Source organism: Bradyrhizobium manausense (genome assembly GCF_001440035.1).
GTDB classification, from domain to species: domain Bacteria; phylum Pseudomonadota; class Alphaproteobacteria; order Rhizobiales; family Xanthobacteraceae; genus Bradyrhizobium; species Bradyrhizobium manausense.
Genome location: NZ_LJYG01000108.1, coordinates 330,640 through 343,610 on the forward strand (window position 1 = coordinate 330,640; position 12,971 = coordinate 343,610).

Here is a 12,971-nt window from a genome sequence, read left to right on the forward strand (position 1 = left end):
CCCGCCGCAGCGGCGCAATCAAAACGCGCCCGGTCATGGGCTGACGTGAAGAACCTGTAAGCCCAAAGGAACGGAGCACCTAGTCGTGTTTGACCTCGACCCGATCAAAATCGACCTGACGAAGCCGGAAGACCTTGGCAACGTTGCTGAGCAACTTGCGGGCATCAAGCGGAACAAGTCCGGCGACGTGACTGAGGGCGGCGACCTTGGCGTGTTGCGGTCCTTGGCGGAGGACATTATTCGACTCGTCAAGACCGACGAAGACAGCATGAGCGAGTTCCTGTCGCAGGCGGAAGCTGCGATGGAGTCCACGGCGCACGAGCGCAACACGTCGGCAAGCTCCGCCGATGACGAACAGCGCGGCAGCGGCGAGAAGCAACCACCGTCGACAGGCCTAATCAGCACGGCAGTCGCGCAGACGTCGGCACACACGGTCGGTCAACTGTTCTCTACGCCCGACATCGCTCGCGCCAGCAACAGCGGCGGCGAAGCTTTAGCTAAGTGGGTTTCCGATCAGGTGCGCGCGGTCGATCCCATGTGGGCCCAAGACACTGACGACTTGATGGGTCATGCCACGCTGACCGGCTTGGCTTGGCGCAAGCGTTCGTTCTCGACGATCACGGGAGGCTTCGAAAGCGAGTGGCTGACCGGAACGAGCGTCATCGTCAACGCCAAGACGAAGCGGCTCGACAAGACCCCACGCGTTGCACATCGCGATTGGCAGTACCCTAACGACATCATGCGCAAGATCGCAACCGGTCATTGGGTTGATTTCGAACCGAACTTTGACGACGACGAGATGGCTGGCCAAGAGGCGCAGGAGACGCTTGAAGTCGACATGTCGCTGGACCTTGACGGCGACGATATCGGCGAACCGTACATGGTCACGGTCGCGGGTGTCGGCAAGACTCCATGCGTCGTCAAGATCGAACCGCGCTGGACGAAAAAGACCGTCGTCATGATCGACGGTGACCCGGTCTTCCGCCCCTTCCTGCGTTATACGCCGTATCGCACGCGGCAGTCGCTCGACGGAAAGTTCTTCACGCCGGGCTACTACTCGCTGCTTGTGAACGACGAAAGCGCCATAAACCGGCTGTACGCGGCCATCATTGACGCTGCGGAAAGCGCTTCGGAAAACGGCGGCGTCGCGTTCGGTGGCGCTGCGTTGCCGAGCAAGATCGAACTGAAGGGCAACCGCATCACGACCATCCCGGGCGCGGACGGTCGCAACATCAACGAAGTCCTGCAGATGTTCCCCGTGCGGCAAGTTTCGCCGGCTGCGGTCCAAGCGCTTCAGTACATGATGACCGTTGCTGACCGTAAGTCCGGCGGTCTCAACGCCGCGGAGAATTCGCCGGCAAGCATGACAGCCACGCTCGCGAATGCGTTGACGCAGACCGGTGCGGCGTCTCAATCGGCTGTGTACCGTCGCGTGCTTAACGCGGTCACGGCGGAGTTAAAAGCCTTTGCCTACATGGCCTGGGCGCTCGACAAACTGCCGGAAGGTGTCGACCCGGCTTCGGTTTTCGAGTTGACAGCTGACCCGAACATGGCGACGCAGCAGGACCGCAACCGGCAAATTGCGGTCATGGCTCAACTCATGGCGAACCCGCACGCCAACCAGCAAGAGGCGCTGAAGCGGTTTCTCGAACTGTCGTACACGCGCAACCCGGAAGCGTTGATCGCACCTCCGCCGCAGGGACCGGCTCCGATGCCGCCGGAGCTGCAAATCAAGATGCAGGAAATCCAGAACAAGCACGAGATTGCGAAGGCTCAGCTTCAGGTCAGCATGGTCGAGGCGTTGGCGGCTGCGTACTTGGACGTCGCGAGGGCCGGCGCGGTCAGGACAGACACGCAGCAGCAGTTGCTGGGTCTCATGCAGACCGCCGGTCAGATGGGGCTACTGCCACCAACGCAAGCGCCGGGCGGTCCGCAAGTTCCTCCACCGATGGGTGGGCCGGGTGGCGCGCCGATGCTGATGCCACCAGCACAACCGCAAGCCTTCCAGTTCCCCGCACCGCAGGCAGCGTAACCCATGTCCACAACAGCAGCATCCATCGTCACGACCGCGCTCCGCTTGTATGGCGTACTGGACCAAACAGAACAGCCCGGCCCTGCCGACATCGCAAACAACGTCGCCATTCTGAACGACTTGCTGCGCAACGAGCACATGCACGGCGCGGCGCAGTACCTTATGCGGAGAATAACGGCCACAGTCCCCGCGGGGGTGCAGGGTAGCATCTACTCGTTTTCGATCGGTACGGCGTCCAGCAGCTATCTCGTGCAGTCCGACATCGTGGGCATCAAGGACATCTGGTGCAACGATGTCAGCCCGACAGTGAACCGCGAAACGCAACAGGCGCCGATTGCTGACGTCGTGCGCACCACGTTTCTCGGACTTCCGACGAAATGGCATCAGGAGCGGCAGGTAGACGGTTCGGTCACGGTCACGTTGTGGCAGCCGCCGCGCAAGGCAACCGCTATCCTCTTGGACGTTGGCGGTCGCATCTCGCCACTGACCGCGACCGATGGCAGCGATATCGTTGCGCTACCCCCGGAAGGCGCGCATGACGCGGCACTTCTGCTTGGCATGACCGTCATGAGCAGCTACGGCCGCAACCCCGCTAGCGTCAGCGCGGTCCTCGCACGTGCGCAGCAAGTCGACAAGCGCTGGCGCGAATGGTGCCTTGGGGCACAGTGGCTGAGGTTCGTTCGCTCTTAACGCTGATGCAGGATCGATAGACGTCATGGCACTCTCAGGAATTCACGTCACCGTAGGTCACGCGCGAACGGGCGGCGGTACGTACAGCACCGGTCCGACGCCGTTGCCGTACGCCGCGACCGCGTCACAGAACACGGCCAGCGCGGGGACTTTGTCCATTACGGCGCCCGGATCGTACGATCTCGCGTCTCCGGTGCTCACCAGCGTCAACGCGTCGTCGACAGTCTTCTACGCGGTCGGACCGTCGCCGGATGCCGTCAACGGTCCGCGGCGCTACTATGATCCGAGCCTTGGCCGCGAAGACATCTTTGCTGACATCGGCGATAGTATCGCGTGGACACCCGCGACGCTCTCTGGCGTACACGTCGCGTTCAGCTACGCAACCGCTGGGGGCGGCACCTATCGCAACGGTGATACGGCCCTGCCCTACAAGACTCTTGCCAGCCAAACGATGGCCGCGGCGGGTACATCAACGGTCTCATGTCCGCCGGCAACCACTGACGTCAACCCGGCGCTTATGTTGATGTCTCTCAGCGCGGCCGCGCCGATACTACGACCCGTCGTTCGGTCGCGAAGACATCTTCGTTAATCCCGGCGACAAGATCGCTTGGATCTTCGCTTAGCGCTTCTACCGAAGGAAAGGAACTGGAACATGGCTAAGAATATGACGTTCGGCGAGAAGGACCGCAAACCGGTGATGCCGAAAGGCGAGGTCCTGATGCATCGCCAGCAAGCGCACGCACTGAACGCGAAGGCTGAATTGCTTCGTGCACGTGCCGCGCTACACCACGCGAAAGCGGACTTGCAGGAGAAGCGGGAAGGCAAAGAGAGCACTCGCTATGTTGACATTCCGGTCCCGGCGCTGGCTGTGGTGGTTGCCAGCAACAAGCCGAAGAAAAGCGCCCTGAAGCCGGCTGCAACCGCCAAGGCTCCGGGGCTCGCGAAATCCGCAAAGGCCTTCGGTGCCAAGCCGGCGAAGCGCTCCAGCGGGAAGTAGGATGACAGACGCAGAGAAGGCGGCACTCGCGAAGGGGGATCGGGTGTTCTACCTGAACCTAGGGAAGATGACCGCCGGCACGGTCGTATCGCGGGACGATGCGAACGATCGAATTACCATCAACTGGGATGACACGGGCATGGGCGCGGTACCGATCAACGTTCCCGGGTTTTGGTCGTACGCAAATCGTCGCGTGCTGTAGAGAAAAGGAACTCGTACCATGTCATACGTCAACGCACGTCGCGGCTGGGGTGCCGCAAAGACCGGAGCCGGTCACTCTACTACCCGCACCTCCCGGCCGAAGGGCCATCGGATGACGAAGGGTGCGGCGCAAGTCGAGCGGCGTCGCGCCAATCAATCCGCGCTGTCGGCTGCCGGCGGCGGTGGCTTGGCGTCGAATATCGACCCGAACGACGTCGGCCCGACCGTGTCGGGTGCGATGCCGACCGGCATGAGCCAGTTCGGTCCTGACACCGCACCGCAACAGGAAGGCTGATCATGCAACAGGTCGCCGCGCAACTCGATAAGCTGCACATACTTGCGGCCCACAGCCTCCTGCAGCAACGCGATGCACTGGCGCGCGGCGACACCAAAGCCGCAGCCGCGCACCGGAAGAACGCAGACGCCGCGCTGAAGGTCGCCAAGGCCGCGGCGAAGAAATACTTTCCGGGCGAAGTCGGCGAGGCTATGGACCGTCAGCTAACCATGCTGGACGCGCGCCACCGCCGCTTGGTGAAGGCCACGGGCAAGACCGGTTTGCTTGACGTGGTCAACGCCGGGGGCGACAGGGGCAAGGAAGCGAAGGCCGCGTTTGAGGCGTTGGCCTACAACGACCCGCTAGCCCGTAGGGTCCTCAATGCGAACACGAACGCGATCGCAGAAGGTCGCCACCACAAGAGCAAGGGCGCGAAGGACAAGCTCGCGAAGGCCCTGCCGGCATACGACGGCAATCTGTCGCCAAAGGCTGCGCAGCAAATCCTTCGCCGCTATATCGCGGTCCGGGGCTCCGGCCGTCCGGTCATGATGCAGGATTTTCTCGCCGGCCACGGAGTCCGCAAGACCGCCGGACCGCAGGACATCGCTTCGCAGTTCGGAATTCAAGGTTGAGACCAATGTTCGGTACCACGCAAACGCTTGACGACCTTCTCACGCTGATCGGCCGCGACTATGCCGCTCGCTTCCTCCTCACTTGCGGCGGTGGCGACGGCGGGGGTGGCGGTGGCGACGGCGGCGGAGGTGGGGGTGGAGGCGACGGCGGCGGAGGCGACGGCAGCGCGAGCGCGTCAGATAGCGGCTCCGCGTCCAGCGACAACGGTCCCGGCGCATCCGCAGCGAGCGAGAGCGACAACGCACCAGCGGCGGACACCGGCACGGCAACCGCTACCGACGACGACGCGGAAGCACAAACGGACCCGACCTCACTACCGGCCATCAGCATCACGGCACCCGACGCAATAGGTGTTGCTGTTCCGGGCCCGACAGGCGCACCGGGGCACGCAAGCTCGGTCAGCAGCGACGACGACACCGGCCCGGATACTGGCGCGTCCACTACCGGCTTCGGGGCACTTGCTGGCTCCATCGGCGATGCAATCGGCAACATCGCCATGTCGCTGTTTGGCATCGGCCCGGCGGAAGCCAAGACCGCTACGAAAGGGCAGGCCCACACTGCAATCGCCAATGCGTTGGGCGGCTTTGCTTCGTTCGCCACGAACGCCCAGATTGCCGAAGCGGAACATGGTTTCACGTCTCTGACAGCCCAGCTAACGCAAGCTAAGACGCAGGCAGAGTACAATCAGGCTATAGCGCAGGCGAAGGCCGTTGCGGCACAGCGGGGCGCACCAAACTCGATTACGCAGGCGGTCATCTCCCAAGCGATGGCAATTGCTCCGTTCAGCCCTCCGCCGGCCCCACCTCCGCCCGCGCCTGCAAATCCGGCTCCGACACTCGCCCCGCCGTCAACGGCGGTTGCACCGCCGTCGCAAGCGACTAACACAAACCCCGCAGCGCTGACGGCCGCACAGATGACCGGCCTGATGGGCGTCGGTGCGTTCGGCAATCTTGGCTTGGGTATCGCGTCAAGCCCCGGCAGTTTGAGTAGCATCGGCACGCCGGCTGATACGGATTTCGGCAACATCGCTGGTACGGCCACGTCCGCGTTGGGCGAGATGGGTGCCTTTGGCGTCGGTCCGAACATCGGCACGCCCGGGACCGCTGGCATCGGTCCTGCCACCATGGGGTTTGACAACAGCATGGGCGTTGCACTCGGGCTCAACGACGTAGGCACCGCTGCACCGCAGGCCCCAGCGAACCCAGCCCCCACGGCAGCACCATCGCAAGCGGACGTCGCCAGCAGCTTCGGTATCGGATCAGACGCAACAGCCGCTCCCGGTCAGGCGAGCGCAAGCGTTGGGACCGGTGCGGTTGCCAGCAACAGCAGCGGGTTCGGCTTCGGCACGGGCGATAGCATCGGAGCGGGTGACGGTACGGGCGGCACTCCCGGGACCGGAGGCGCGCCAGGAACCGGTCAGGCAAGCGTCGGAACCGGTGACTTCGGCAGTTTCAGCAACAGCAGCGGGTTCGATGGCTTCGGCACGGGCGGCTTCGGCGGCAGCGACATCGCAAAACTGTTTGGGCTTCAACCGCAGGCGGTCCCCCAGCAACCAACGGACTTCTCCAGTCTCACGAGCGACCTGTACGGCGAAAGCCTCATGGCGCACGGGTTCGGGGGCTAGCGGCAGGGGTGCAAGTCAAGCGTCCTGTCTGCGGGGTGGTAGCACGAGACGTAGTTGACCGGTTCCGTTGCGGGCCACGACGCTGCTTGCGGTTCGGGCAACGCGCCGTGGCCGTCGCTGTCGTAAACGCGCTTGGTACAGCCTACGATAATGCCTATGACGCCCAAGCCGCGCGCTGCTCGCGGGTCCCTCGCCTTCGCGGTGGCTGAGCACTTCGCGTAATCGGACTTGCCGCTCATGCCAGCGCTGACGGTCGACAGTGTCGATAGCAGAGCGACGGTCGCGAGGACGGTTGCACGGAGCATGACGTTAGCGCACCGCATGTTGCGACTGCCTGTAGTCATGGACCGCTGGCGTGGCCTGCGTCATCTCCGAGACGGTCACGATTGCGGCAACCAGTCCGATGGCAGCCAGCGCGATGGTCAGCGGCGATAGCCTATCCGCGACAGTGGTCATGAAGGCAGCCGCCACCCCGTATAGCACGCAACCGGCGACCAAGACCGCTGCTAAGCCGGCCGAGTAGAGCGCTGCAGGACTGTGTACGGCGCTCCAAACGGTGCTTGCACTCACGTCGTAGACCCAAACCAAGTACGCCCCACCACCGATGACAGCGAGGACAAACAACGCCGGAGCGGCGAGGTCGCGAGCCAGTGCCCAGATGGTAAAGCCTACCCAAAAAAGCGCGCTCAACGCGAGAAGCGTCCACCAAGGCAAGCCGAGTACAGGAACGGCGATGGCGGTGACCGCTGCGGCCGCCAGCATCCGCCAATTCGACTTCAGCCAGTCAATGGCCGCGTTGATCCTGCCGGCTAGCCGTTCAGTCTCGGTACTGCTCATTGCAAAAGCCTCCTCTTGAGATCACTCAGTTGCTCAGAGTCTAGCGTATGGTTCTCGCACAGCGCTACCGCAATTTCTGTCAACTCGCGGTCGCGACCGGTCAGCAGCGACTTCGCAAGAGCCATCCCGGCGAAGAAGCACTGCGAGGCCTCGTCTGCCGACACGGTACCGAAGCGGGCTTCCAGCAGCCCGCGGACCGACTTGAAGTCGCCAAGGCAGGTATCGGCGACGTCTGCGTTGCGCAGCCAGTCTTTTTCGATCACAGCCCCAGCGGCCAACGCGGCGACCGCGTGCGGCAGCGGGATGGCGTCCGTGTTGACCGGGGTGACGCTGCCTAACGCTCCGGTGGTATCGGGAACGACTGTCGCTGACGCCAGCGGGATGCTCAGCACGAAGCAAGCTAGAATGTGCCCGGCTTCGTGGAGCGCGGTGTGTATGGCGCTATCCGCGTTCACCTGTCGCTCCGCGAGATGCCGGGCACCAACGAACGCCCGCCGATGCCAAGTTGCTCCAGCACAATGACGAGCACGTCAGCATCTGACATCCCGTTCGCTCGCTCGCCCATGCCGTCGCGTGCGTTCTTGCCGGCGAGATACGACGTAACCAGCGGTCTTGCGGTGCCGGCGCTGAGCGTTTCGATTATCGCTTCCGCGACGACAACGCCCGGATCGCAGTCCAGATCGGCGATTTCGGCTTGCACGGCTTCGGCTTCCTTGCGGTCGCGAAATGCGGCGAGGTTGGTAGGCTCGTCAGTCATGGTTCAGTTCCTTCTGCTTTTTGCGCCTTTGCGCGTTGATGGCTTTGCGATTGGCTTTCTGGTAAGCGCCGACTTTCTTGAGCACGGTTGCCCGGTTAGCCGCGTAGTGCGCTCGACCGGTTGCGCGTGTCTTTTCAGGGTCATCCTCGCGGCGCTCGCGGCTCCGCGCCTTCGTGCAAGTCGGACATTTGCGGTTTGAGACGTAGCGCAACGGGGCGCCGCACTGCCGACAGGGTTGCTGAGCAACGTAGAACTGCGTTCGCTTAGCCACGACGAACCCCGGTCGCGTGCTGCGCTCCGGTCGTGCTCGTTACCTTCGGTCCACGTTTGGAAAGCGCCCACGCGTCCAGATCGGCCGTGGCGTACATCGGATATCGGCCAGCATAGGAGAACGCTGGACCGTCACCGGCAGTTGCGAGGTTGGCGAGCGTCTTTGACGCAACGGCGAAGTGATTGGTAGTGAGGTAGGCGGCGGCTTCAGCGCGCGTGAGATCACGGGGCAAGGGAGACGTCTTTCGGTGGCGCGCAATGTGCGCGGTTGCCGCCGGGTCAACCGAAAGACTTCAGACTTCGAATACTTCAAACGTCAGGCCGGCGTGTGCCTGTGACTTGTTCCTACGAATTCCCGCTGATGCCGTCAAGTGCCCGCGGGGTCCCCCGTATACATCAACCACGCCGCAATGGCCCCGGATACCTTGTCGGCAGCGTTGCGGAGTTGAGCCGCGGTCTTGTGCGAATAGTCTTCCGTCTGCGTCTTCTTTGCGTGACCGACGAGAAGCCCCTTCGTCACATCCGACAACTCAATGTCGTCCGCTGTCGAGATGAACGAGTGCCGGAAGCCATGGATGCTGAGGCCCTTTAGTGCTGCCGGCCGGTCCCTCAGCGCGGCGCGAAACCATTTGCCCAAGGCATTGGCGCTGTAGTGCTTGCCGGCGCCGCGCGCGTCCGGAAATACGTACGGGTCGTTTCGGTCGACCCCGGCTGTCTGCTCCGCCAGTGCCAAGGCGTGCCGCAAGATCGCCAGCACTTCCGTCCCAACATGGCGGTCGTCGGTCTCGCCGTCTCGCGCGGCTGCGACGCCGATTGACTTGGTGTCGCGAAGCCGGAGCACGCCGCTATTGAACCCGATGTCGTGCTTTCTCAAGGTCAGGATTTCGTCGCGCCGGCAGCCCGACAGCGCAAGGGCGCGCACCGCTAGGACGGCTTGCCACGGCGCGCGGTTGCCGTTGTGGCTGGTGTCGCCCAGCCCGTCGCGTTCGGCCACTGCAAGGGCGCGTCCAAGCCACTGGTAGCCGTCCGCGTCTAATCTGAACTTACGCTTGCGGTCCTTGCCGGCGGTCAGCCCAGCGGCCGGGTTGTCTGCGCGAAGCCCCTCGCCTACGGCCCAAACAAACATGGTCGATATCCAGCCCATCATGCGGCGGTCAAAAGCGCGGGTGGGCGCGCTATCGCGGTTCCGCTTGATCCCGGGATACGTGGCACGCTGAAGCGCCTCCGTCGTGATCGTTGCAGCGCGTTCGTCGGCAATCGTGGACCGCTTCAAGACCGCCAGCCGGTATTCGTCTGCGGTTAGCGTCTTGGGCTTCCGTGCATAGTCGCTCTTGCGGTTCGGGGTCTCGCTCACGGCCTTGCTCTCCGCCTTGACCATGGCGTGGAATGCGTCGCCGATCTCCGCCACGGTCGCGCTCTTGCGTGCCGCCTTTCGCTCCGCCGCAGGATCAACGCCGTCAATCAGCAGCGCGGCAAGCTTGGACTTCGCCAGTTCGCGGGCTTGATCGACCGTGAGTTGACCGAACTGGCCTAAGGTATGCCGGCGAGCGGTCCCGTCCGGCAGCGTGTAGCGGATCAGGAAGCTTTTCGTCGGTGGCCGCTCAGATCGCGCGGGAGCCGGTTTGACGCGTAAGCCGAAGCCCCGCACTTCCACGTCCCAAAAGAATTGGTCGCTCTCGCAGCCATCCACATCGCGTTTGGGGGCCGCTTTATCGGCAACGGTCTTGGTCAGCTTGACGACGGGCATGGGGCGGTCCTGCGTCCTTAAAATGGTTGAGGCCTTTGGTTCAGGTAAAGCCGGGGTACCTCACAAGGCGGGAAAGTGCAAGAATTTGCGGGAACCGGCGGGAACGCGATTTGCGCCAAGCTGCTGTAGTTTCGGTGTTTCTTTGGGGTACCATGCACAGGGAACGCCGTTCGCTTAACCCTCTGATGGTTGAGGCTTTTCGCGATCGCTCCGGCCCGGTTTGAGAGCAGTTTTGCCGGGAACATTGACGCCGCATTAAGGCGGCCGGACTAGATTGCGCAGCATCGATTGCGTGATCCGAGTTTCCTGATGCCCCAGGCGGGCCCGATCCTCTTTGTGTCCAATTCCGAGCGCCCGGCCTTCGTTGCGGCGCTGGACGAGGCGCGTCTGTTTCCTGTTGTCGACAGCGATTGGGCGAGCGCCTCGCGCGCGGTCGAGGAGGTGCAGCCGGCCGCCGTCCTTGCGGCGATGTCCGGCGGGCACGAGCCGTACATGCCCCTGCTCGCGAAGAAAATCGCCGATCAGCCGCTCTATCTGCCGATGGTCGCGCTGGATGCGCCAGGCGCGCTGCCCCACAATGCGCTGCCTTTCGCCACACGCAGCAATGCCGCCGAGCGCCTGATCGCGCGCCTGCGCGCCGCCATCCGCGTCCGCACGCTGCACGCCACCGTGCTGCGCCGCCTGCCGGAAGTGAGGGTCGCGATGCCCGAGGCCGATCCGGTGCGCGATGCCATCGTGCTCCTGATAGGTCGCGGCGCCGCCTACCCCGCGCTATCGGTTGCGCTCGGCGAACGCACCGGCGTCGTCGGCGCGCTCTCGATCGAGGCTGCCGCCAAGCATCTGAATACGCGCGAGATCGACGGTGTCGTTCTGTCTGACGGTTTCACCCCGCGCGTCACCGACGCCTTCCTCACGGTGCTCGCGGAGGATACGCGCTTCCGCAACCTGCCGGTGGTCGTCACCGCGCACCAGCTCACGCAGAGCTACGACCTGCCCAATCTCGAGCTGATCCCGGGCGAGCCCGCCAAGATCGCCGCCAACGCGCTGCCCCTGATCCGCCAGCACGCCATGGCGGCGCAACTGAGCCGCACGCTGCGCTCGATCGATGCCGGCGGCTGGCTCGATCCGCGCAGCGGCCTGTTGACGGTAGAAGCCTTCGCGCGCGATTTCGCCAAGGCGGTGGAGCAGACGCTCGCCCGCGGCGGCGGCCTGTCGGTCGCGCGCTTCGCCTTCGATCCCGGTAATCCGCGCGCGCAGCTCGATGCTGCTCGGATCCTCAGCCGGCTGATGCGGCAGATGGACTTTGGCACGGCGCAGAAGGACGGCTCTGTGATCGTGGTGTTCGCCGAGACCGACTTCCGCACGGCGCACATGATCGCCCGCCGGCTGTCGGCGGTGATGAAGCACACGTCGAACGGCAAGCACGAAATGCGCAGCGATCCCGTGGTATCGGTGGATTCGCTGTCGCCGTCGGATACGGCAAGGTCGCTGCTGGCACGGCTGTCGGCGGATGCATCAAGGGCGGCGTCGTAAGGTCTCGTGCCCCGGGCGCAGCGCCCTTCGCGGTGCGCTGCCCCAACCATCACCGTCATTGCGAGCGCAGCGAAGCAATCCAGAATCTTTCCGCGGAGGATTTCTGGATTGCTTCGTCGCAAGAGCTCCTCGCAATGACGCGGTGAGAGCGGAGGCCTAAGCCGCCTTTTATTTGCCCTGCTCACCATATGGTCGAGGAAGGTCGCTCCGCGCTAAACGCGCCCCCTGGACTTAGCGTTGGTCGCCAAAACTGGAGCGGGCGCGGCCAGGAGAAACCCGACGGAGTCGTTGAGGAGCTCGTAGGCGCGGTCGACGATGTCGTCCAGGGAGATCGTCTTGGCGAACATGCGCTGTGCTTCGGCCAGCAACTGATCGCGGGTCGGCATGCTGGACAGGCGCAAATCGGCCTGATGCTGCAACTGGCTGAGCGTGTCCCGGACCGACAATTCAGTCTCGTGGATGGACGTTCTGATCGCATGCGCGATGTGCTCGGGGTTGAAGCGGGCGGCGAGCTGCTCGGCCGCCTGCTTGACCGCCCGTGATCCCAGCCGATGCTCATTGCGCAGAACCTGACTGGGCGGCATTTTCATGTCCCTGACAATGCCGAGCCAGGACAACGCCACCAGCACATAATAAGTGAGATCGATCTCATACCAGTGGAAACCCTGCCGCGCGCTGGCCTGATAGGCGTGATGGTTGTTGTGCCATCCCTCGCCCATCGTCAGCAAAGCAAGCAGCCAATTGTTGCGGGAGTCATCGCCGGTCACATATCGCTTGCGCCCGTGAACATGCGCGAGCGAGTTGATGCAGAACGTGGCGTGATAGAGCAGCACCGTGCTCCAGAGGAATCCGACCACGAGCCCCGACCATCCGGCAACAAGGAAGCACAACGCGGCGAGCACGACGGAAGGCAACAGCTCGATCCGGTGCAGCCACATCAACTCCGGATACGAGGCCAGATCTGCGACCTTCACCAGGTCGGTCGCATCATGCTGCCGGTAAAAGATCCAGCCGACATGGCTGAACACAAACCCCTTGTGCCGGGGTGAATGTACATCCTGCACTGTGTCCGAATGCAGATGATGATGGCGGTGCTTGGCGGCCCACCACAGCACGCTCTTCTGGGCGCTGCTCTGGGCAAGGAAGGCCAGGATGAACTGGAACCCCCGGCTCGTTGCGTAGGATCGATGCGAGAAGTACCGGTGATATCCGCCGGTGATCCCGAACATGCGCACCCAATACAAAGCGGCGCACATTGCAATCGCCTGCCACGTGATGCCGGACCAGATCGCAGCAACGCATCCCGCGTGAATCAAGACGAACGGCAGCACCTGCGGATACATGACATCGTCGTGGCCGTGCTCCGTTTCCTGCTC

General features: G+C 63.6%; 13 protein-coding genes. 8 read left to right on the top strand and 5 right to left on the bottom strand.

From position 1 onward, the window contains the following. Positions 1 to 85: 85 nt before the first annotated feature. From AOQ71_RS31605 to AOQ71_RS31635, 7 genes are all read left to right on the top strand, one after another. Positions 86 to 2,032 (top strand): hypothetical protein, encoded by a 1,947-nt coding sequence (locus tag AOQ71_RS31605; RefSeq protein WP_057755376.1) that lies wholly within the window; start codon positions 86 to 88, stop codon positions 2,030 to 2,032. 3 nt (positions 2,033 to 2,035) lie between these two features. Further along, entirely contained in the window at positions 2,036 to 2,722 is a 687-nt protein-coding gene (locus AOQ71_RS31610) for a hypothetical protein (protein ID WP_057755377.1), read from the top strand. Positions 2,723 to 3,386: 664 nt separating this feature from the next. Further along, the gene (locus tag AOQ71_RS31615; protein WP_057755380.1) at positions 3,387 to 3,719 is read left to right on the top strand and encodes a hypothetical protein; all 333 of its coding nucleotides are present in this window, start codon (positions 3,387 to 3,389) and stop codon (positions 3,717 to 3,719) included. A gap of 1 nt (position 3,720) precedes the next feature. Continuing rightward, a complete protein-coding gene (locus AOQ71_RS31620) occupies positions 3,721 to 3,921 on the top strand; it encodes a hypothetical protein (RefSeq protein WP_057755382.1) in 201 nt (66 codons plus the stop codon). Positions 3,922 to 3,939: 18 nt separating this feature from the next. After that, entirely contained in the window at positions 3,940 to 4,215 is a 276-nt protein-coding gene (locus AOQ71_RS31625; protein ID WP_157083721.1) for a hypothetical protein, read from the top strand. A gap of 2 nt (positions 4,216 to 4,217) precedes the next feature. Continuing rightward, positions 4,218 to 4,826, top strand: coding sequence for a hypothetical protein (locus tag AOQ71_RS31630; protein WP_057755386.1), 609 nt, complete (start codon positions 4,218 to 4,220; stop codon positions 4,824 to 4,826). A 5-nt stretch (positions 4,827 to 4,831) separates the two neighbouring features. Beyond that, the gene (locus AOQ71_RS31635; RefSeq protein ID WP_057755389.1) at positions 4,832 to 6,451 is read left to right on the top strand and encodes a hypothetical protein; all 1,620 of its coding nucleotides are present in this window, start codon (positions 4,832 to 4,834) and stop codon (positions 6,449 to 6,451) included. Between the two features lie 309 nt (positions 6,452 to 6,760). Here AOQ71_RS31635 and AOQ71_RS31645 read toward each other — a convergent pair whose 3' ends face one another. The 4 genes from AOQ71_RS31645 to AOQ71_RS31660 form a co-directional block, all read right to left on the bottom strand. After that, positions 6,761 to 7,288 (bottom strand): hypothetical protein, encoded by a 528-nt coding sequence (locus AOQ71_RS31645; protein WP_057755393.1) that lies wholly within the window; start codon positions 7,286 to 7,288, stop codon positions 6,761 to 6,763. After that, positions 7,285 to 7,743, bottom strand: a complete 459-nt coding sequence (locus AOQ71_RS31650) for a hypothetical protein (RefSeq protein WP_057755396.1) — start codon at positions 7,741 to 7,743, stop codon at positions 7,285 to 7,287. The genes AOQ71_RS31645 and AOQ71_RS31650 overlap by 4 nt, the downstream gene beginning before the upstream one ends. Next, positions 7,740 to 8,045 carry a hypothetical protein gene (locus AOQ71_RS31655; protein ID WP_057755397.1) on the bottom strand — a complete coding sequence of 102 codons (306 nt, stop codon included), beginning with the start codon at positions 8,043 to 8,045 and terminating at the stop codon, positions 7,740 to 7,742. The genes AOQ71_RS31650 and AOQ71_RS31655 overlap by 4 nt, the downstream gene beginning before the upstream one ends. 637 nt (positions 8,046 to 8,682) lie before the next feature. Further along, entirely contained in the window at positions 8,683 to 10,062 is a 1,380-nt protein-coding gene (locus AOQ71_RS31660; protein ID WP_057755399.1) for a site-specific integrase, read from the bottom strand. Between the two features lie 309 nt (positions 10,063 to 10,371). Between AOQ71_RS31660 and AOQ71_RS31665 the strand changes: the two genes are divergently transcribed. After that, a complete protein-coding gene (locus AOQ71_RS31665; protein ID WP_057755401.1) occupies positions 10,372 to 11,595 on the top strand; it encodes a hypothetical protein in 1,224 nt (407 codons plus the stop codon). Positions 11,596 to 11,807: 212 nt separating this feature from the next. Here the strand turns inward: AOQ71_RS31665 and AOQ71_RS31670 are convergent, their stop codons facing one another. Beyond that, the gene (locus AOQ71_RS31670; protein WP_057756698.1) at positions 11,808 to 12,938 is read right to left on the bottom strand and encodes an acyl-CoA desaturase; all 1,131 of its coding nucleotides are present in this window, start codon (positions 12,936 to 12,938) and stop codon (positions 11,808 to 11,810) included. Positions 12,939 to 12,971 lie beyond the last annotated feature (33 nt).